The organism is Sphaerimonospora mesophila (assembly GCF_001417795.1).
GTDB classification, from domain to species: Bacteria; Actinomycetota; Actinomycetes; order Streptosporangiales; family Streptosporangiaceae; genus Sphaerimonospora; species Sphaerimonospora mesophila.
Window position 1 is genome coordinate 1 of sequence record NZ_BCBX01000034.1, and the last position, 19,673, is coordinate 19,673.

16 protein-coding genes are annotated in these 19,673 nt (G+C 71.7%); 12 read left to right on the top strand and 4 right to left on the bottom strand.

Features of this window, described 5'->3' with window-relative positions; all coding sequences use genetic code 11:
* Positions 1-362: 362 nt before the first annotated feature.
* From AP234_RS12215 to AP234_RS37190, 3 genes are read left to right on the top strand one after another with little or no spacing between them, the layout of a single operon-like run.
* A complete protein-coding gene (locus tag AP234_RS12215) occupies positions 363-1,145 on the top strand; it encodes an ArsR family transcriptional regulator (protein WP_055479749.1) in 783 nt (260 codons plus the stop codon).
* On the top strand, positions 1,142-1,522 hold the full coding sequence (locus AP234_RS12220; protein ID WP_055479750.1) for a VOC family protein: 381 nt from the start codon (positions 1,142-1,144) through the stop codon (positions 1,520-1,522). Before AP234_RS12215 ends, AP234_RS12220 begins: the two co-directional genes overlap by 4 nt.
* A 16-nt stretch (positions 1,523-1,538) precedes the next feature.
* A complete protein-coding gene (locus AP234_RS37190) occupies positions 1,539-2,033 on the top strand; it encodes an HIT family protein (RefSeq protein ID WP_055479751.1) in 495 nt (164 codons plus the stop codon).
* 389 nt (positions 2,034-2,422) lie between these two features.
* Here AP234_RS37190 and AP234_RS12230 read toward each other — a convergent pair whose 3' ends face one another.
* Positions 2,423-3,685 (bottom strand): APC family permease, encoded by a 1,263-nt coding sequence (locus AP234_RS12230; protein ID WP_268778055.1) that lies wholly within the window; start codon positions 3,683-3,685, stop codon positions 2,423-2,425.
* 508 nt (positions 3,686-4,193) lie between these two features.
* On the opposite strand from AP234_RS12230, the gene AP234_RS12235 reads away from it, so the two are divergent.
* Positions 4,194-4,496: a PadR family transcriptional regulator gene (locus AP234_RS12235; protein WP_055479753.1), complete on the top strand. Its 303-nt coding sequence runs from the start codon at positions 4,194-4,196 to the stop codon at positions 4,494-4,496.
* 133 nt (positions 4,497-4,629) lie between these two features.
* Here the strand turns inward: AP234_RS12235 and AP234_RS34885 are convergent, their stop codons facing one another.
* Positions 4,630-4,791 carry a hypothetical protein gene (locus tag AP234_RS34885; RefSeq protein WP_431998477.1) on the bottom strand — a complete coding sequence of 54 codons (162 nt, stop codon included), beginning with the start codon at positions 4,789-4,791 and terminating at the stop codon, positions 4,630-4,632.
* Positions 4,792-5,453: 662 nt separating this feature from the next.
* Between AP234_RS34885 and AP234_RS12245 the strand changes: the two genes are divergently transcribed.
* Together AP234_RS12245 and AP234_RS36160 are read left to right on the top strand one after the other, a co-directional pair.
* On the top strand, positions 5,454-6,404 hold the full coding sequence (locus tag AP234_RS12245) for a TIGR01777 family oxidoreductase (RefSeq protein ID WP_055479755.1): 951 nt from the start codon (positions 5,454-5,456) through the stop codon (positions 6,402-6,404).
* 265 nt (positions 6,405-6,669) lie between these two features.
* Complete coding sequence (locus AP234_RS36160; protein WP_152990380.1) at positions 6,670-7,203, top strand: hypothetical protein; 534 nt, start codon at positions 6,670-6,672, stop codon at positions 7,201-7,203.
* Here AP234_RS36160 and AP234_RS12255 read toward each other — a convergent pair.
* Complete coding sequence (locus tag AP234_RS12255; RefSeq protein ID WP_055479757.1) at positions 7,184-10,504, bottom strand: heavy metal translocating P-type ATPase; 3,321 nt, start codon at positions 10,502-10,504, stop codon at positions 7,184-7,186. The two genes, AP234_RS36160 and AP234_RS12255, sit on opposite strands and share 20 nt — an antisense overlap.
* 245 nt (positions 10,505-10,749) lie before the next feature.
* On the opposite strand from AP234_RS12255, the gene AP234_RS38580 reads away from it, so the two are divergent.
* The 3 genes from AP234_RS38580 (at position 10,750) to AP234_RS12270 (ending at position 15,337) form a co-directional block, all read left to right on the top strand.
* Positions 10,750-10,947 carry a heavy-metal-associated domain-containing protein gene (locus AP234_RS38580; RefSeq protein WP_055479758.1) on the top strand — a complete coding sequence of 66 codons (198 nt, stop codon included), beginning with the start codon at positions 10,750-10,752 and terminating at the stop codon, positions 10,945-10,947.
* 38 nt (positions 10,948-10,985) lie between these two features.
* Positions 10,986-12,047 (top strand): flavin-containing monooxygenase, encoded by a 1,062-nt coding sequence (locus tag AP234_RS12265; protein ID WP_055479759.1) that lies wholly within the window; start codon positions 10,986-10,988, stop codon positions 12,045-12,047.
* Positions 12,048-12,211: 164 nt separating this feature from the next.
* The gene (locus AP234_RS12270; RefSeq protein WP_055479760.1) at positions 12,212-15,337 is read left to right on the top strand and encodes a BTAD domain-containing putative transcriptional regulator; all 3,126 of its coding nucleotides are present in this window, start codon (positions 12,212-12,214) and stop codon (positions 15,335-15,337) included.
* A 229-nt stretch (positions 15,338-15,566) separates the two neighbouring features.
* Here the strand turns inward: AP234_RS12270 and AP234_RS37195 are convergent, their stop codons facing one another.
* On the bottom strand, positions 15,567-15,806 hold the full coding sequence (locus AP234_RS37195; protein WP_160330420.1) for a cation transporter: 240 nt from the start codon (positions 15,804-15,806) through the stop codon (positions 15,567-15,569).
* 208 nt (positions 15,807-16,014) lie between these two features.
* Between AP234_RS37195 and AP234_RS37200 the strand changes: the two genes are divergently transcribed.
* From AP234_RS37200 to AP234_RS12290, 3 genes are all read left to right on the top strand, one after another.
* The gene (locus AP234_RS37200) at positions 16,015-16,176 is read left to right on the top strand and encodes a hypothetical protein (protein WP_160330421.1); all 162 of its coding nucleotides are present in this window, start codon (positions 16,015-16,017) and stop codon (positions 16,174-16,176) included.
* A gap of 68 nt (positions 16,177-16,244) precedes the next feature.
* A complete protein-coding gene (locus tag AP234_RS12285; RefSeq protein WP_055479763.1) occupies positions 16,245-17,045 on the top strand; it encodes an ABC transporter ATP-binding protein in 801 nt (266 codons plus the stop codon).
* Between the two features lie 5 nt (positions 17,046-17,050).
* Complete coding sequence (locus tag AP234_RS12290) at positions 17,051-19,591, top strand: FtsX-like permease family protein (protein ID WP_152990381.1); 2,541 nt, start codon at positions 17,051-17,053, stop codon at positions 19,589-19,591.
* The last annotated feature ends 82 nt before the right edge of the window (positions 19,592-19,673 follow it).

Sequence of the window (19,673 nt, forward strand, 5' to 3'; positions counted from 1 at the left end):
ACGCTCATGGCCGTTGACAATGCTCTCGTCTAAAGGGGCGGCAGATTCAGAAGCGTGATCATCGAGACTCCGAGCTCTCAGCACCCAGGTTGTGTAGCGGCAGCGCATGTCTCATCAGCCCTGTGCCTGAGGTCGTCAGATCCGATGTCCCCCTCAGAGACCGGGGGCAGCGGGTGTATGGCGTCGGTGGGGTGGTCTGGCCTACGGCTGCTCGTCGGGGATCCGGCAGCACCCCGGATGGCGGTGACGGTCTGGGCTCTTGCCGGGAGTGCCGGTAGCGGCCCGCTTAGCGGTAACTCTCCTGTCCGTTCACCTCCAGGCGAGGCTATTCCATCAAATACATTTGATGTATCGTCGGAGGCGTGACTTTATCGAGTGAGGCGGTGCCGGGATTCGTGCGTCTGGCCGCCCACCCGCTGCGCTGGCGGTTGTTGACTGAGCTCGCCGTCGGCGACTTGCGGGTGCGGGAGCTCACGGCGCTGGTCGAAGCACCGCAGAACTTGGTCTCCTACCATCTGCGGCTGCTGCGCGACGGCGGCCTGGTCGCCGTCACCCGCAGCAGTTTCGACGGCCGCGACAGCTATTACCGTCTGGACCTGGACCGCTGCGCGCAGGCCCTGGCCGATGCTGGGGCCGCTCTGCATCCGGCACTGCGCCGCGCCGCCGCGCCACCGCCGTCCCCGGACGGCTGGCAGCAATGGCCGCGCCTGGCGGTGCTGTTCGTGTGCACGGGCAACAGCGCCCGCTCACCGATCGCCGAAGCGCTGTTGCGTCACCACACCACCGGCGGTGTGAGCGTGACCAGCGCCGGCAGTCGGCCCAAAGCGCGTGTGCACCCCCACGCCGTGCAGGTGCTGCGCGAGCGGTACGGCATCGACATCGCCGGCCACCGGCCCCGCCATCTGGACACGTTGCGCGGCCGCCGGTTCGATTACATGATCACCTTGTGCGACAGGGCCCGCGAAGCCTGCCCTGAGTTCGGCGACCACGCGCAGCGGGTCCACTGGAGCATCCCCGACCCGGCCACCGCAGGCCGCACCGAGCAGGACAGCACTGCCGCATTCGGCCACGCCACGGCGGACATCGACACACGCGTCCGCCACTTGTTGCCCGTCCTCGCCCAGACCCCGGAGGCCCATTCATGACCGCACCTGACCGCTACGCCAGCGTCCGCTACCTCGTCGACGACGTCCAGACAGCCATCGGCTTCTACACCACCCACCTCGGCTTCACCCTCATCAGCAGCGCCGCGCCCGCGTTCGCCGACGTGGTGCGCGGGCCACTACGGCTGCTGCTGTCCGGGCCCGCCAGCTCCGGCGCCCGCGCCACACCCGCCGACGCCACCGTCGCCGGCCGCAACCGCATCCACCTGGTCGTCGACGACCTGGACGCCGAGATCGCCCGGCTACGCGCCGCGAGCCTCTCGTCGTTCCGCAGCGACATGGTCTCTGGCCCCGGCGGGCGGCAGATCCTGCTCGCCGACCCTGCCGGCAACCTGATCGAACTGTTCCAACCCGCCTGACGCGAAGGAGCCCGAGGTGGCCGAACCCCGGCACTGCCCGTGCCCCTACTGCGACCTCGATGACCCGACGCGGCCTGAGCCGGTCGGCGGATGGATACTCCGCGATGAGCACTGGCTGGTCGGCCAGGGGGACCCGGACACCACGATGGCGGGCGGAGTGCGGATCACCTCCCGCCGCCATTACGTCGACTTCGCCGATATGGACATCGAGGAAGCGACCTCCTTCGGCCTGCTGGTGACTGTCCTGGACCGTGCGCTGCGTGCTGCGACCGGTGCCGAGCGGGTGCATGTGCTCTCGACGCGGGACCGTCTCCAGCACTTCCACGCCTGGCTCTATCCCCGGCCCGCCACGCATCCGCTGCGGGGCACCGAGTTCCTCAACGCGCCGCAGCACAGTCTCACCGAAGACGCGGAACGCACCGTCCACGCTGTCCGTGACCGACTCCAGGTGTCCACGCCCGCCTTCCCAGAGCCGGATGCAGTCTCAGGAGATCTTCCCGGCCGCCGCTGACATTCAACAGATATCGACGGGCGCGTGCAGGTCCCGCCAGTGGGGTTGACCCCCACAGCGGCTCGTCGGCGCCGGGCCGGTTGCGACTCCTGCTCATAGTGCTCGAACGCTGTCGCCGGCCCCGGGCAGACCTCCGCGGCGGTCTCAAACAGAGCCTGCGCCTTGGGCTCGCTGATCTTTCCCACATCCTCGCGGGCGTGCTCGGCTACCCGGGTCAGCATGTCGTGCAGCTTGCCCGTGTGGTGGCGCGGGTCGTCCCCTGATCCCGATAAGGGCAGCCCCGCGTGGTCACTCATCGGCGCCCCCTCTCCCGCCGCGCGACCACGAAAAGCGATCTATCGGATGCCGATATCGCCGTTCGTTCCACTATGGACCTCCTGGCCAACGGGTCACGGGAGGCGGGCCCTGATCGCGCGCCGCGCCCCGTAGGCAGCGGCACCGGCGGCGAGCACCGCGATTCCCGCGATGACCGAGGACGCCGGCAGCGCGAAGGCGAGGATCAGGCACCCGGCCAGGCCGAGGGCGGGTACGACCCGTGGCGGGCGGCCTTCGACCGGGGTGAGGGTCCAAGCGCTCGCGTTGGCGATGGCGTAGTAGACCAGCACGCCGAAGGAGGAGAACCCGATCGCGCCGCGCAGATCCACGGTCGCCGCCAGGACCGCCACGGCCACACCGATGACCAACTCGGCCCGGTGAGGCACATTGAAGCGGGGGTGGACGGCGGCCAGCACGTACGGCAGGTGCCGGTCGCGGGCCATCGCCAGAGTTGTGCGGGAGACGCCCAGGATCAGCGCCAGCAGCGAACCGAGCGCGGCCAGCGCGGCGCCCGCCCGTACCAGCGGCGCCAGGCCCGGATGTCCGGCGGCGCGGACGGCGTCGGCCAGCGGGGCGGCGGCCTGGGCGAGACCGGCGGTGCCCAGCGCGGCCAGTGCGGCGACCGCTACCGCCGCGTACACCAGGAGGGTGAGGCCGAGCGCGAGCGGAATCGCCCGGGGAATGACGCGGGCCGGGTCGCGCACCTCCTCACCCAGAGTGGCGATGCGTGCGTAACCGGCGAAGGCGAAAAACAGCAAACCCGCCGCCTGCAGCACCCCGGCACCGGTGGCGCCGAAGGCTACCTCCAGCCGCGCCACCTGCGCCTCGCCGGAGGTCAGACAGGCGGCGACCACCGCCGCCAGCACGGCCACCACCACGGCCACGATTCCCCTGGTCAGCCAGACCGTCTTGTGCATCCCGGTGTAATTGACCACGGTCAGCGCCACCACGGCCGCCACCGCCACCGCGGGCGCCTGCTCCGGCCACACGTACGCGCCGACCGTCAGCGCCATCGCCGCACACGAGGCGGTCTTGCCGACCACGAAACCCCACCCGGCCAGGTAGCCCCAAAAATCCCCCAGACGCTCCCGCCCATAGACGTAGGTGCCGCCCGAGGCGGGGTAGCGTGCGGCCAGCCGGGCCGAGGAAGTCGCGTTGCAGTAGGCGACCACCGCCGCCGCAGCCAGCCCGAGCAACAGCCCCGAACCGGCCGCCCGCGCCGCCGGAGCGAAGGCGGCGAAGACACCGGCGCCGATCATCGACCCCAGCCCGATGACCACCGCGTCGGCCGGCCCCAGCCGACGCTCCAGCCGACCGGACCCAGTACGGGTCGGTATGCCCACTATGACGACCCCCATAAAACGGAATCCGATATCGGTCCACGATACTTTCTTGGGGCTGGGAGCCGCCAGGCCGGACGGGGCGGTTCAACACCCTGGTAGCCGGGCGAGGCTGGGCGAAGCGTTTACCCAGGCGGCGACGTGCGGGCCGCCCATGCGGGGGGAGTGTCCCGGCGGCAGGCCGTACGCGTGGACATGCGCCGGGACCGGGTGAAGACGAAGATGCCGTGGACGATCGCAACTCACCGGCGGCGCGCGTCGCGTTCGCCCGGTGCATCGCCGGACGATATCGGGCAGCGATAAAACAGTCCGGCGGATGAACATTGCCACCCGGCCGCGAAGACCAGGAGCGGGCGATCACGGCCCGGAATCCCCCTTGCCCTGCTCGATCGAGGGAAGCGGGGCCGCCGCCCGTGGAACCGGCAGGCGGTAACATCGAATGCCGATATCGGTTTCGTCACATCCGATGCCGCTCATAACGGCACGGGAACCCGGGGGTGAGAAGGTGCGGGAATTCCTCCGCGGCGCGGTGCGGCTGCACATCCTGCACCACGCCGCCGAGCAGGAGATCCACGGCGCGTGGATGACCGAGGAGCTCAAGCGGCACGGATACGCGATCAGCCCCGGCACGCTGTACCCGACCCTGCACCGTCTGGAAGCCGAAGGCCTGCTGGTGTCCGAGCAGCGCACCGTCGCCGGACGCATGCGCCGGGTCTACCGGGCCACCGACGCCGGCCGCCAAGCGCTGGCCGAAGACCGCGCCGCCCTCGCCGAGCTCGCCCGCGAAGTCCTGCCCGGCCAGCAGTAGCCCCACCTGCCCGCGCCACGGCTCGCGAGTTCGGACTCCGACGGCGGCCAAACGAGCGCATGCGGACCCCAGCACGTCGAAGCGGCCGCGCTCCGCATGCCGGCGAGGACGGCGCGTCGGTGGCGTCAGGAGGTCAGCCGCCGGTCTGGGCGTCGATCTCGGCGATCAGGGCCCGGACGCGGGCTTTGATCTCGTCGCGGATCGGGCGGACGGCCTCGACGCCCTTGCCGGCAGGGTCGTCCAGGGCCCAGTCGAGGGAAAGCCGGTCGCGGACGACGCCCGGCCCGTACCGCACGTCCGACCAATCGCAGGTAGTCGTCGTGACGGGCCGGCATCCGCGTGGCCGGGGCGTGGTGCTTCTTCATCAGCGTGCCCGACCGCGCGACCGTGTCGTTCTTGCCGATCAGGGCGGCCGAGCGCCACAGGCGGACCTGCCCGGCCAACGCCGTCTGGTCCAGATGCTCCAGCCCGCCCGCCTCCAGGGCCGCCTCGACCAGGGTCTTCACCTCTCACAACGCATTGCGGCTTGCTCGGCCCAGCACCACTGGCCGCCGGGGCGGTGTCGACGACCTGCCGCAACTCACGCAACAGATGAGGGTTGCACAAAGCATGACACCCTCCACCACCGCAGGGATCACACTTCGTTCTGATGAGTATCAGAGGCAGCGAATCTACGTTGTAAAGGGCGCGGGTCTCTGTACGGCCTTCGCCAACGTTGCACGGCCGACGACACCCGGCTGCTGCAGGAACTCACGCCCGCCTGCGCTGAACTGGCCGGACTCGCGCGCCATGTCCGCAGCTTCGCCGAACTCCTCACCCCGGCCGCAGGCAACGACGCCGGGTTCGGCCTGCTGCGTCACCGCATCCTGCTGCACTGAAGATCGCTCAGAGCCACCACCGATTTCGGGCCAGAGCCGAAGACCGACCGTACAGTCCCTACTCATAGGGGGAAGCCTTATGAAGATAGTGATACCCGGAGGAACCGGGCAGGTAGGCACGATCCTGAATCGCGCGCTGACCGCCGCAGGCCATGACGTTGTCGTTCTGACCAGACGGCCGGCGCGCGATCGTGAAGTTCGCTGGGACGGCGAGACCCTGGGTCCATGGGCGGAGGAGATCGACGGCGCGGACATCGTGATCAACCTGGCCGGACGCAGCGTCAACTGTCGCTACACCGCAGCCAATCTGCGGGCCATGATGGATTCGCGCGTGCGCTCCGCCCGGGTTGTGGGTGAGGCGATCGCGGCCGCCGTACGGCCTCCCCGGGTCTGGTTGCAGATGAGCACTGCCACTGTCTACTCCCACCGCTTCGACGCGCCCAACGACGAGGCGACCGGCGTACTCGGCGGCACTGAAGTCGACGTCCCGGGCTACTGGGCCTACAGCGTCGAGATCGCAAAAGCATGGGAACGGGTGCAGGAGCGAGCCGAAACCCCGTACACGCGCAAGGTAGCCATGCGCGCTGCCATGGTGATGAGTCCCGATCGCGGCGGCGTCTTCGACGTCTTGCTGCGGTTGGCACGGCTCGGCCTCGGCGGCCCGGTCGCGGGAGGCGCGCAGTACGTGTCGTGGATCCATGACCGCGATTTCGTCCGCGCCGTCGAGTTCGTGGCCGAACGGGACGACCTGGCCGGGCCGGTGAACTTCGCTGCTCCCGTTCCTGTACCACAGCGCACGTTCATGCGCGTGCTGCGTACCGCGTGGGGTGTTCCGGTGGGCCTGCCCGCAACGAAGTGGGTGGCCGAGCTCGGCGCGTTCGCGCTGCGCTCGGACACCGAACTCCTGTTGAAAAGCCGCCGAGTCGTCCCCGGCCGTCTACTCGAAGCGGGCTTCGCTTTCGACTACGCCCAATGGCCAGAGGCCGCCGACGACCTTGTGCGGCGCGTGCGCGGCCCGCGTAACCGGTGAGCGGGTCACAGGAGCCTGCGGAGTGCCTCTTCGGCCTTTCCACGGCTGTGGCGAAAACGTGCATGTGGACAGAGAGAGCTTCCCGGCGCCACGCCCTGATGCGGTGAGCACGTCGTCGAGTTTCTGTCTTCGCTCACTGACCAGGGGGAGCGCACCGGGTGGTGGTTCAGGACATTGATGTTGTGCTGCTGATCGGAGCAGGACTCCTCATCGACGGCACCGGCTCATCGACGGCACCGGCGCCGAGCCGGTACGGGACACCGCCGTGATCGTCGACGGCGGCAGGATCGTGGCCGCCGGCCCCCCGCTCCGGCATGCCGGAGCGGCCCAGGTCGTCGAGTGCCCCGGCGGCACGATCGTCCCCGGCGTGATCGACATGCACGCGCACGTCGGCTTCATGATGACCGGCCCGCGCACACCGCACGTGGAGATCGCGGACCCGCCGAGACAACGCATGGCGTGCCGCCTTCGCCATCGAGGAGCACCGGGAACGCGTCGGCGAGGTCGGCCATGGAAGCGCGGCGTGGGGCTTGACCTGCTGGTCATCACCGTGCTCGAGCATTACAACTACCTGAGGCAGGTCTCCGACGCATCACTGCGGGCACGTCCACGCCTCGACCGCGACCAGCGCCTGAAACAAGGAAATCAACGGCGCCGCCGTCAGCTCGCCCAAGCGCTCGGCCATCGTCGTGAAGCTCTTCGCTCCGAACCGGGACACCATGCCGTGAACGGGCCCGCGCCGCCGCCATCCGTGCCGGCGCGGGCCCGACCCCAGGGCCTCAGCGGGCCTCGACGGTGAAGGTCGTCGTGATGACGTGCCCGTTCGGCGTACGGAACTGGCCCCACAACCGGTAGAGACCCGCCCGTGGGAAGTCGGCGTGCAGCCCGAGCTCGGGTCCGAAGGTCTGGCCCGGCAGCGCGAACACGGGCCGGCCCTGGTCGTCCTTCACCTCGGTGTGCTCATGGGCGAACCCGCTGCCGTCGAGCGGCATGATCACCACGTGCCCGGGCGCCGCCAGGTACGGCCTGAGGCCGTCGATGGGCCTGCCGGTCGCGGCGTCGGCGAACCGGAAGGTGAAACGGCTGCCCGTACCCACCTCGGCGTCACCGGTGAGCGTGACGCGTACCCCGTCCACGACCTGCTCACGCGGCGACGGCGCGGGCGGCTCGCCGACGGACCGCGCCGACCCGTCCTGCCGCGCCGGGTCACCGACGACGATCGCGTGGCGCTCCAGGATGTCGGTCATCTCGCCGCGCCGCCGGAACTCGGTGTGGATGAGATAGGTGCCGGCCGTCGGGAACGTCAGCCGTACGGCGAACTCGCCGGGCCGGCCGTCGGGCGCCGGGTGGACGTGGGCGAAGGTGCCCAGATCGAGCCGCGTGGCGATGAAGTGCATCCAGGCCTCGTGGCTGCGCCCGATGTCGTCGACGGGACGCCCGGTCGAGGCGTCGGTCACGCGGACGCGGATGGTGGCCGGCACGCCGGGAGCGACGTCACGGGGGACCTGGAGGTCGACCTTCACCCCGGCGTCGTCGGCGTGACGCGGTTCCGTCTCGGCCGTCATCATGACGCTCATCGTCGGGCGCATCGGCATGCCGGTGTCCTGCACCCAGGCGAGGACGCCGTTCATGCCGCGCTGGGCCATGTCCGTACGGCTCAGCGCAGTGAGGCCGGCGCCGACGCAGACCGCGAGCGCGGCGATGCCCGTCAGGTAGCCGTAATCGGCGATCCTGGCCGACAGCCGGGCGCGTCCCGTCCGATCCGCGTCGGTACGGCGGAAGCCGCGCAGGCGCAGGGCGTTGGTGACGACGCTGACCGAGCTCATGGCCATCGCGGCGGCGGCCAGCGAGGGGTCGAGGAGAACGCCGTCGATCGGGTAGAGCACCCCGGCGGCGACCGGGATCAGCAGCACGTTGTAGGCGAACGCCCACGCCAGGCCCTGCTTGATCGTGGTCACGGTGCGGCGGGACAGCGCGATCGCCGAGACGATCCCCCGCAGGTCGCCGCCGACCAGAGTGATATCGGAGGCGGCGATGGCGACATCGGTCCCGGTGCCGATCGCGATGCCGAGGTCGGCCGTGGCGAGCGCCGGGGCGTCGTTGATCCCGTCGCCGACCATCGCGACGACGGTGCCGCCGTTCCGCAACTCGGCGATGCGTGCGGCCTTCTCCTCTGGCCGCACGTCGGCGATCACCCGCTCGCTCCCGATGCCGACCTGGCGGGCGACGACGTTCGCGGTGACCCGGTTGTCGCCGGTCAGCATCCACACGTCGAGGCCGAGCGCGCGGAGCCGTTCGACGGCGTCGCGCGACTCGAGCTTGACGGTGTCGGCGACGCCGATCACCCCGGCGAGAAGGCCGTCGAAGGCGACGTACATGGGCGTCGCCCCCTGCGCGGCCATCTCTCCGGCGGCCGCGGTCATGCCGTCCGTGTCCACGTCGTGGCGCCGCATCAGCGCGGCGTTGCCGATGAGTACGGCACGGCCGCCGATCCGCGCCTCGACGCCGTGGCCTGGCACGGCCTCGAACGACTCGGCCGCCGGGAGGTCGAGACCGCGATCGCGCGCCTCCGTCACGATCGCCTCGCCGAGGGGATGCTCGGATCCCGTCTCGGCCGCGGCGGCGTACCCGAGCAGGTCGTCGGCGGCGATCCCGGCGACGGTCCCGACGTGGGTGACGCCGGGACGGCCACGGGTGATCGTGCCGGTCTTGTCCAGTACCACGGTGGTGATGCGGCGGGCCTGCTCCAGGGCCTCTCCTCCGGAGATCAGGATCCCGAGCTCGGCCGCCTTCCCGGTGCCCACCATGATCGCGGTCGGGGTGGCCAGGCCGAGGGCGCAGGGGCAGGCGATGATCAGCACGGCGATCGCCGTACCGATGCCCATCGCCAGCCGTCCCTGATCGGGCCCGAAGACGGCCCAGAACGCGAAGGTGAGCACGGCGATGCCGATGACGATCGGGACGAACCACCCGGACACCGCGTCGACCAGGCGTTGCATCGGCGCCTTGGCGCCCTGGGCGTCCTCCACGAGCCGGACGATCTGCGTCAGTGTGGTGTCCCGGCCCACGGCGGTGGCCCGCATGACGACGGAACCGGTGCGGTTGAGGGTGGACCCGATCAGCGGATCGCCGACGACTCTGCGCACCGGCAGGCTCTCACCCGTGATCATGCTCTCGTCGACCGTGGAGACGCCTTCGGCGACCACACCGTCGACCGGGATCTTCTCGCCGGGACGGACGCGGACGAGGTCGCCGACGACGACCTCGTCGACCGGCACCTCCACCTCCGCACCGCGTCCCCCGGCATCGGGCCCCTCGGCATCGGCCCGCAGGACGCGGGCCGTCTTCGGCCGCAGCTCCATCAGCGTCCTGATCGCCGTGGTCGTACGCCGCTTGGCCAGGGCCTCCAGCCACCGGCCCATCAGGACGAGCGCGATGACCACGACGGAGATCTCGAAGTACACGTGCAGCGGCAGCCCGGACGACTCGGCCGCGGTCGGCCACAGCGTGACGAACGCGCTGTAGCCGTACGCCACCGTGGTGCCCATGGCGATGAGCGTGTTCATGTTGACCGCGCCGTGGCGACCCGCCGCCCAGGCCGCGCGGTAGAACGGCCTGCCCGCCCAGAACTGCACGACCGTCGCGACGACCAGCAGTAGCGGCATCAGCCAGTCCATCGCGTCGATCGGCAACGGAAGGTACATCAGCACCATCATCGACAGGCCGACGGGGAGGGTGACCTGCCATTTCCGCTTCAGGCCGGTGATCTCCCGCTCACGCGCCGCCTCGGCGGCGTCATCGGCGGCGGCGGCCGGCCCGGCCGTTCCCGTGTCACCGGCGTCTTCCCCGCCTGTTTCGGCGCGTACGTCTTCGCGCTGCGGAGTGGCGGTGTATCCGGCCCGGCTCACGGCGTCCGTCAGCGCCTCGACCGTGACACGGGTGGCGTCGTAGGTGACGGTGGCGACCTCGGTGGCGAGGTTCACCTCGGCCACCTCGACGCCCTCGACCCGGCCGAGGGCCCGTTCCACCCGCCGCACGCAGGACGCGCAGGTCATGCCGCCGATGTCCAGCGTGCAGGAAGCCTTCGTCGCTGTCGTCATGGCTCCAGTTCCTCATCGACATGGGCCCGCCGGCGCGGGCCGTCGACGCGACTGTCCCGGCCGGCGCTTTCCCTCCGCTGCCGGGCCGCTGTCCATGCCGCTGTCCGTACGGCTGTTCGCGCCCATGCGCGGCCGAAATCACCGGGACAGCGGGCGGACAGCGCACACACGCAGGCTGCTCTCATCTCCGGCGGGCCGCATCCGGACCCCACCGAGATCCCACCTTCACGATTAAGGAGCATTCCGTGAGTCGGCTCGTTCTCTCCGTCCCCGGCATCACCTGCGGGCACTGCGTCAACGCCATCTCCGAGGCCGTCGGCAAGGTTCCCGGCGTCGGCTCGGTCGAGGTCGACCTGTCGGCCAAGACCGTGACGGTCGCCGACGCCGCCGACCCGTCCGCCGTCCGCGCGGCGATCGGCGACGCCGGATACGAGACCGTCTGATTCGCGCCGCCCGAGCCGTAGGGATTCCAGGAGATTCGATGACCACCACAGAACTCGACACGTTGATCATCGGAGGTGGGCAGGCCGGGCTGGCGCTCGGCCACCACCTCCGGCGGACCGGTCGCCGCTTTGCCATCCTCGACGCCCACGCCCGGGTCGGCGACACATGGCGGCGGCGCTGGGACTCGCTGACGCTGTTCACCCCGCGCCGGTACGACGCCCTGCCCGGCATGCCGTTCCCCGGGGATCCGGACGGCCATCCGGGCAAGGACGAGGCGGCCGACTACCTCGAAAGCTACGCGACGCGGTTCGGCCTCCCGGTTCTGCTGAACCACACCGTGACCTCCGTACGGCCGGACCGGCCCACGGGGTTCGCGGTCGAGACGTCGGCGGGGTCGTTCACCGCCGAGCAGGTGGTGATCGCGACGGGGCCGTTCCACACCCCGCGTACGCCCGAGTTCGCGTCCAGACTGTCCTGCGACGTGGTGCGGCTGCACAGCGGCGACTACCGCAATCCGGGCCGGCTTCCCGAGGGTGACGTCCTCGTCGTCGGCGCGGGCAACACCGGCGTGCAGATCGCCACCGAGCTCGCCGACCACGGTCGGCGGGTCGCGCTGTCGGCCCCCACGCTGGGCATGGCGCTGCCGCAGCGGCTGCTGGGCCGGGACATCTTCTGGTGGTGCTCGCTGCTCGGCATGATGGACATCGGCGGCGACAGCCGGATCGGCCACCGCCTCAAGGGACAGGACCCGATCTTCGGTACCGACGTGAAAGCCCTGATGCGGAGGGTGCGCAGGCTGGACCGCGTGGTTGACGCCGACGGGCCGGATGTGGTCCTCGCCGACGGCACACGGCACGGCCCCGACGCGGTGGTGTGGGCGACCGGGTTCCGGCCGCACTACCCCTGGCTTCACCTGCCCGTCCTGGACACCGCCGGCGCGCCCGTCCACCGCGAGGGGGTGACCACCTGGCCCGGCCTGTACTTCCTCGGACTTCCCTGGCAGCGCAACCGCGGTTCGGCGCTGCTCGGCTGGGTCGGACGGGACGCGGCGGCACTCGCAGAACGGCTGACCTCCGCACGCCGCGCCGTGCCGGCTTGATCGGGCCGCGGCTGTCCGATGCCGTCCGTGTACGCATACCATGTCGGGCACATCGGACACTGTGCGGTGAACCGGGCACTGGGCCGGAAACTGTGCCGGAAACCGTGCTGGGCACTGTCAAGGAGCGACATGGGACACCCGTCCGTCTCACCGAAGGGCCTGTCGTGACGGCCGTGACCTTCCGGGTCCTCGGCCCCGTCGAGATCCAGGCCCCCGGCGGCGAACCGGCGACGCTGCCCCCGTCCGTACGCGTCCTGCTGGCCCGCCTGGCCCTCGCCCCCGGTCGCGTCGTGTCGGTCGACGGTCTGACCGACACGCTGTGGGGCGAGAGCCTGCCGGCCGATGCCACGAACGCGCTGCAGATCCGGGTGTCCAAGCTCCGCCGGGCCCTCGTGGCCGCGGGTGTCGGCGGGGACGTCCTGGTCACCAGGGCGCCCGGCTACCTGCTGGCCGTCCCCGCCGAGGCCGTCGACGCGTACCGGTTCGAACAGCTGGTGGGTGAGGCGCGCAGGGCCGCGGCGAGCGGCCTGGCCGGCCCGGCGCTCGACCGTCTCGACGAGGCCCTGCGGCTGTGGCGTGGCCCGGCGCTGGCCGACGTGGGGGAGACCGACTGGGCGCTGGCGGACAGCGCACGCCTGGACGAGCTGCGGCTGGGCGCCGTCGAGGACCGGCTCGAACTCCTGCTGGAAACCGGCCGGCATGCCGAAGCCGTCGCCGACCTCGAACGGCTGGTGGCGGACAACCCGCTGCGCGAGCGGCTGCACCGGCTGCTGATGCTCGCGCTCTACCGAAGCGGGCGCCAGGCCGGGGCGCTCGCCGCCTATCAGGCGCTGCGCCACCACCTGGCCGACGAGCTCGGGATCGACCCGGCGCCGGAGCTCCAGGCACTGGCCGAGGCCATCCTGCGCCAGCAGGTGCCGTCAGGCCGCCCGGCCGGTACGGCACCGGCCGTGCCCGCGACCGCCGTACAACCCGCGCCACCCGCTCGGACGTCACCCGCCCCGGCGCCGGCTGCCTCCCCGGCGGCACGGGCGGAGGGCGGAGCACGTACGGCCGCGGGCCGCGGCGACGGGCTACCCCAGCGGCTGACCTCGGTGATCGGCCGGGACGACGACATGGGCACGGCGCTGCGGCGGTTACGCGAGGCGCGAGTGGTGACGCTGACCGGCCCCGGCGGCGTCGGCAAGACGACGCTGGCGCTGGAGATCGCCCGCGGCGCCGACGACACGCTCACCGACCGGGTCCACCTGGTCCGCCTGGCCGGGCTGGAGGCCGGCGCCGGGACAGCGGAGACCTTCACCTCGGAACTGGGCCTGATGAGCGGCGGGCCCGGGGCGGATGCGGCCGAGACGATCGCCGAGCATCTCGGGCTCGGCCGCACCCTGCTCGTCGTGGACAACTGCGAGCACGTCATCGACGACGTGGCCGCTCTGATAGAACGACTGGTCGGGCGCTGTCCCGGGCTGCGGGTGCTGGCGACCAGCCGGGAGGCGCTGGCCATCCCCGGCGAGGTCCAGGTGGCCGTCGGCCCGCTCGCCGTGCCCGAGGAGACCGAGGCATCGGCCGCGACGATCTCGGCGGCCCCGGCCGTACGACTGTTCCTCGACCGGGCCCGGGCCGTGCGTCCCACCTTCGTCCTGGACGCCGAGACGGCGCCCGTGGTGGCGTCCATCTGCCGACGACTCGACGGCATGCCGCTGGCCATCGAACTGGCGGCGGCGCGGATCAAGGCGCTGTCCGCCGCCGACATCGCGGCGCGGCTGCGCGACAGGTTCTCGCTGCTGACGGCGGGACCGCGCACGAGCGAGGCACGCCACCGCACGCTGCGGGCCACCCTGGACTGGAGTCACGACCTGCTGTCCGACGCCGAGCGCCGCCTGCTGCGCAGGCTCGCGGTGTTCCGGGGCGGCTGGACCGTGGAGGCGGCGGAGGAGGTCTGCTCCTTCGCCGGCATCGCCTCCGACGAGGTGCTCGACCTGCTGTTCCGCCTGGTCGACCGGTCCCTCGTGGTGCCCGACCCGGCCTGCGGGCGGTTCCGGCTGCTCGTCACGGTGCACGAGTACGCCCGGGCCCGGCTGGAGGAGGCCGGTGAGGCGGCCACCTGCCATGACCGGCATCTGGACCACTATCTGCGGCTGGCCGAGGAGTACGGCCCGCAGGTCCGCTCGCGGGAGCTCGTGTGGTCGCGGCTGACCGAGGAGCACGACAACTTCCGGGCCGCGCTGGACCATGCCCTGGAAGCCGGCAGGTCAGTGAAGTCCGGCGAGGCCGGCGACCAGGGTCGATCCGGGGAGTCCGGCGACCGGGACGCCGTCGAGATCGGGTTCCGGCTCGCGGGCGCGCTCCTCTGGTTCTGGAGCTACGGCCTCCGCCACGAGGGCACCCGGGCGCTGACCGCGCTGCTGGAGACCGGCGGCGGGTCGGCCACGGCCCGGGCTCTCGCCCTGCAGGGCATCGGGACGCTCAGCGTCTACTACCCGACCCCGAGCTCGCAGGCGGCCGCCGAGGAGAGCCTCGCGCTCTTCGAAGAGATGGGCGATCACCGCAACGCCGCCGTCTCTCGTCTCATCGTGGCATGGGCCGGCCAGTACGGCGGAGACGCCGACAGGTATCGACGCATGATCGTGAGAAGTCGCGACGAGCTGGGCGACTCCGACGACGGCTGGTGGCAGGCGATGACCCACTATGTCGAAGCCACGCTGTCCCTGCGGCTGGCCGAGTTCGAGGAGTCGGTCCACCAGTGGGGGCACAGCCTCGACCTCATCCGGTCCAGCGGTGATCTGATGATGGGCAACGCGATCCTGGCGCACCTCGGTGTCGCCCTGCGCGAGTCCGGGCGCCATGCGGAGGCGTGCGCCGCACTGGAGGAAGCCGTCGACGATACCCGTCGGCTGGGGTCCCCGCACGGGCTGGCCTTCGCCCTGGTCCAACTGGCGCACACACAGCTCGATTTGAGGGAAGGCGACGACACGGACGGCGAGACCGCCGCCGTGCTCAACGAGGCGGACGAGGTCGCGCGGCGGGCACGCAATCCGCGCTGCCAGGCCTGGGCCGCGTGGGGCCGCGCCCGCATCGCCCACGCACACGGCGGCGGCATGCTCGCCTACGACGAATGCCGCCGGGCGCTGACGCTGCTGGAGGAGCGCGAGTTCCCGTGGGCCAGGGCACGCCTGTGGTCGCTCATGGCCGACTGCGCCGAGGCCGTGGGCCGGCCCGACGAGGCCGAGCGGGCACGCCGCGCGGCACTGACAGCCGACTCGCCGGCTGCCGATCCCACGGCGACCCGGTGAAGGCGCCGCTCCAGAGCATCCGTCACGTAATGTCACCGGTGTTCGGCGGCTTCGGTCCCTCCACCCGCGGACATTCCTCGCAGGCTCGGAATTTCCGCGGGGCCCGGGATGCGCCGGGAGGAAGCTCGGGGTCCGTCTGCGAAACCCGCCGGCCGCGGGTTTCGCGTGCGGTCCTCGCCCCCTCCCGCTCCGCTCCCCACCCCCGGACATCGGTTACCTGACCGCCGCTCTAGGGAAACCCCCTGGTGCATCCCCTGCCGGAGCACCCCGTGCAGTTCCCATCGCCGAGACACACCGCTGATCCCAGTGCGTCCAGGAGTTCCCGCTCGTCCACGTCTCCCTGGACCAGCAGGAGGCCCCGCGCGGCGTCGACCTCGAACGACACCACGCCCGGAACATCCCTGACCAGGCGGCTGACCGCGCGGACGCACCGCCGGCACAGCCTGGCTCGTACGGATACGGTCAACATGCCCGCCTCTTGACGGCTCCCCTCTGCCATGCGACCAGGTTGCCCGGGCACGCTGACGGTCCGCTGTCCGTCCGCTGTCCGGCAGCGCTGGGCCGTACGGACACCGTCGGCGGGCGGGCCAGTGCACGGCCAGTTCGCGGCCAGCCGGCGGACAGCGCCGCCCGCGACGCTCCTCGTGTCACACCCGATCTGGACCGAGGAGCACACCGTGCCTTTCAACCTCATGACCGAGCTGATCCTGCTGAGGCACGCCGAGCTGCTGCGCGAGGCCGAGAGCCGTCGTCAGGCCGCCGTCGTCCGGCGCTCGTGCGCCGCCGCCCGCGCGGCCCGCAGGGCGGCTCGCCGACGCGCCGGTCCCGACCCCTTCTGAACCGCCCTTTCTCCGCGTGTCCCCACCCACTCCTTCCTTACTTCACTCCCTCGACCGAGGAGCTTCACATGTCCATCGGCGTCACCCTCCACCGAGCGTCCCCCACCGAATCGGTCATCGCGGCACAGGCGCGTGATGTCGTCAAGATCTACGGCCGTGGCGACACGGCCGTCCGCGCGCTGAACGGCGCCACCCTGTCGATCCCGGCCGGCCGGTTCACCGCCGTGATGGGGCCGTCCGGCTCCGGCAAATCCACACTGATGCACGCCCTGGCCGGGCTCGACACGATCGACGGAGGCCAGGTGCTGCTCGGCGACACGGACCTGAGCGGGCTCGGCGAGCGGCAGCGCACGCTGCTGCGCCGTGAGCGCGTCGGCTTCGTGTTCCAGAGCTTCAATCTCGTGCCGACCCTGACCGCGGCGGAGAACATCGCGCTGCCGCTCACCCTCGCCGGACGGCGGCCGGACCAGGAGTGGATCGACGAGCTCGTCGCCATCCTCGGGCTGGCCGACCGGCTGCGGCACCGTCCGACCGAGCTGTCCGGCGGCCAGCAGCAGCGCGTCGCGGTGGCGCGTGCCCTGGCCGCCCGGCCCGAGATCGTGTTCGCCGACGAACCGACCGGCAACCTCGACTCGCGCGCGGGGGAAGCGCTGCTGGGCTTCCTGCGCCGCGCCGCCCGCGAGCTGGGCCAGACCATCGTGATGGTCACCCATGACCCGAACGCCGCCGCGTACGCCGATCGCGTGGTGTTCCTCGCCGACGGGCGGATCGTCGACGAGCTGACCGCGCCTGCCGTACCGGCCATCCTGTCCCGCATGGCGAGCCTGGACACCTCGGCTCCCGCGTCCGCGCTCGACGAGGAGAAGTGATCCCGATGTGGCGTCTGGCCCTCCGCAACGCTCTCGCACACCGCGCCAGGCTGGCGCTGACCCTGATCGCCGTGATCCTCGGGGTCACCTTCGTGACCGGCAGCCTGGTGCTCACCGACACCTCGCAGCGGCTGCTCGACGACCAGTTCCGTACGGCCTCCGCCGGGGTCGATCTGGTCGTGCGCGACGCAGCGGCCTTCGACTCGGCCATGGGCGTGGAGGTCGAGCGCGACCCGCTGCCCTCCGTGGCCGTCGACCGGATCGGCGCGGTGCCCGGCGTGGCGGCCGCCCGTCCCGTCGTCCGGGGCAGCGGGCTGCTCCGCACCGACGGCAAGGCGATCGTCCCCTCCGGTCCCTCGCTGCTGATGTCCTGGGAGCCCGCCCCGATCGGGGCGTTCACCCTGCGGGCCGGCCGTCCGCCGGCCGCCGACGACGAGGTGGTGATCGACGCCGCTACCGCCGGCGGTCACCACATCGACGTGGGTGACACCATCACCATCCAGGCGGAGAGCACGGCGCGGCTGCGGGTGGTGGGGCTGGCCGGGTTCGGCGGCAGCCCCGGCCTGCCCGACAGCACCGTGGGGCTCGTCGACCTCCCCACGGCGCAGCGCCTGCTCGGGCTGGGCGACGGGGTCACCGAGGTCGCCGTCATCGCCGCCGACGGCCTCGACCCCCAGCGGTTGCAGGACCGCGTCGCCACCGCGCTCGGGACCGGATACGCGGTCACCGCCGGCCGCGACATCGCCGCGTCGAGCGCGGAGGCGGCGAAGACCCAGGTCGGATACCTGCAGCTCATGCTGCTCGCCCTCGCGGCGGCGGCCCTGCTCGTCGGCGCGTTCCTGATCGCCAACACCTTCTCGATCGTCATCACCCAGCGCACGCGTGAACTGGCCGTCCTGCGCGCCGCCGGCGCCACCGGCGGTCAGGTCCTCCGATCCGTGCTCGGAGAGGCACTCCTGGTGGGGATCGCCGCGTCGATCGCGGGGGTCGGCCTCGGCGTCGCCGCCGCGGCCGGACTGCGCAACCTCACCGGGGCCTTCGGCATCACCCTGCCCGACGGCTCCCTCATCGTGGAACCCCGTACCGTGATCGTCGCCCTTGCCATCGGCATCGGCGTCACCGTCACCTCCGCGATCGGGCCCGCCCGCCGTGCCGCCTCCGTGGCCCCGGTCGAGGCGATGCGCCGGTCGTCCGCACCGGCCGCCGGGGGGCGGGGCCGTACGGTCATCGGATCGCTCGCGACCGTGCTCGGCGTCGCCGGACTGGCCGCCGTCATCGCCGTACGGCCGTCGGCCGGCATGATCGCCCCAGTCGGCGCGGCCGCGCTGAGCGTCATCGTGGGGCTCGTCCTGCTGGGTCCGGCGGTCGCTCCGGCCCTGGCCCGGTTCATCGGACGGCCGCTGGACCTCGCCGGAGTCCCCGGCCGGCTGGCCCGCGAGTCCGCTGCCCGGTCCCCACGGCGTACCTCGGCCACCGCGCTGTCCCTGGCGGTCGGCCTCGCCCTGATCAGTTTCATGACCGTGCTGGCCACCTCCGTCAAGGCCTCGATCGCGCAGTCGTACAAAGAGGTGATCTCCGCCGACTACGTCATCGAGAGCGCACGCAACGAGATGCTCGGCGGTCTGTCCCACCACGTGCACCACCACGTCAGCGAGCTGCCCGAGGTCGCGGTGGCCTCCCGCCTGCGCTACGGCCACTGGAAGGACGGCCAGGCCACGAGGGCCCTCACCGCCGTGGACCCGGTGACACTGCCCCGGGTCGCCTCCCCGCACATGGTCGCGGGCAGCCTGGACGCGCTCTCCGGCGGGGGCGTCATCCTGGCCGAGAGCGTCGCCCGGCAGCGGCATCTCTCCGTCGGCGACAGCCTGCCGATGACGTTCTCGCGCACCGGGACCCAGCGCCTCCCGATCGTCGGTCTCGTGCTCGACCGTGACGCGCACGCCCTGTCCACCGACTACCTGATCTCGCTGGAGACGTTCTCGAAGAACTACCGGGAGCACGTCGACGCAAGCGTCTTCGTGAAGATCGCCCCCGGCGTCGGCGCCGCCGTGGCGAAGAAGGCGATCAACGGCGTCCTCGCCGACCACCCGACCGCCCAGCTGCGCGACCAGGCCGCGGCGGTCGCCGGGCGGACCCTCATGATCGACCAGGTCCTCGGGATGGTGACCGCCCTGCTGATGCTCACCATCCTGATCGCCCTGATGGGCATCACGAACACCCTCGCCCTGTCGATCATCGAGCGCACCCGTGAGATCGGGCTGCTGCGCGCGGTCGGCATGACCGCCCGCCAGCTGCGCTGGATGATCCGCGGCGAGGCGGTGTTCATCACGGTTCTGGCGATCATCCTCGGCGTCGGCATGGGCATCGCCTTCGCGGCCGGGACGGTCGCGGCGCTCGGCAGCACCATCGACGCTCCGCTGGTGCTGCCCGTGGGCCGGCTCCTGGCCGTCGTCGCCGTGGCCGTCGTCGCCGGACTGCTGGCCGGACTGCTGCCCGCGCGTCGTGCCGCGAAGCTGGACGTGCTGACGGCTGTCGCCGCGACCTGACGGGACACGCCCTCCGGGGGCGCCGCCGTACCGAACTCACCTGTTCGGTACGGCGGCCGCCGCCCTTCTCCTCCCCGACGAG

What these genes read in the sequence shown, in the direction of transcription:
- AP234_RS12285 (WP_055479763.1), top strand. Translation starts at nt 16,245, where the DNA reads ATGTCCATCGGCGTCACCCTCCACCGAGCGTCCCCCACCGAATCGGTC.
- AP234_RS12265 (WP_055479759.1), top strand. Translation starts at nt 10,986, where the DNA reads ATGACCACCACAGAACTCGACACGTTGATCATCGGAGGTGGGCAGGCC.
- AP234_RS37195 (WP_160330420.1), bottom strand. Translation starts at nt 15,806, where the DNA reads ATGTTGACCGTATCCGTACGAGCCAGGCTGTGCCGGCGGTGCGTCCGC.
- AP234_RS12255 (WP_055479757.1), bottom strand. Translation starts at nt 10,504, where the DNA reads ATGACGACAGCGACGAAGGCTTCCTGCACGCTGGACATCGGCGGCATG.
- AP234_RS12245 (WP_055479755.1), top strand. Translation starts at nt 5,454, where the DNA reads ATGAAGATAGTGATACCCGGAGGAACCGGGCAGGTAGGCACGATCCTG.
- AP234_RS12290 (WP_152990381.1), top strand. Translation starts at nt 17,051, where the DNA reads ATGTGGCGTCTGGCCCTCCGCAACGCTCTCGCACACCGCGCCAGGCTG.
- AP234_RS12220 (WP_055479750.1), top strand. Translation starts at nt 1,142, where the DNA reads ATGACCGCACCTGACCGCTACGCCAGCGTCCGCTACCTCGTCGACGAC.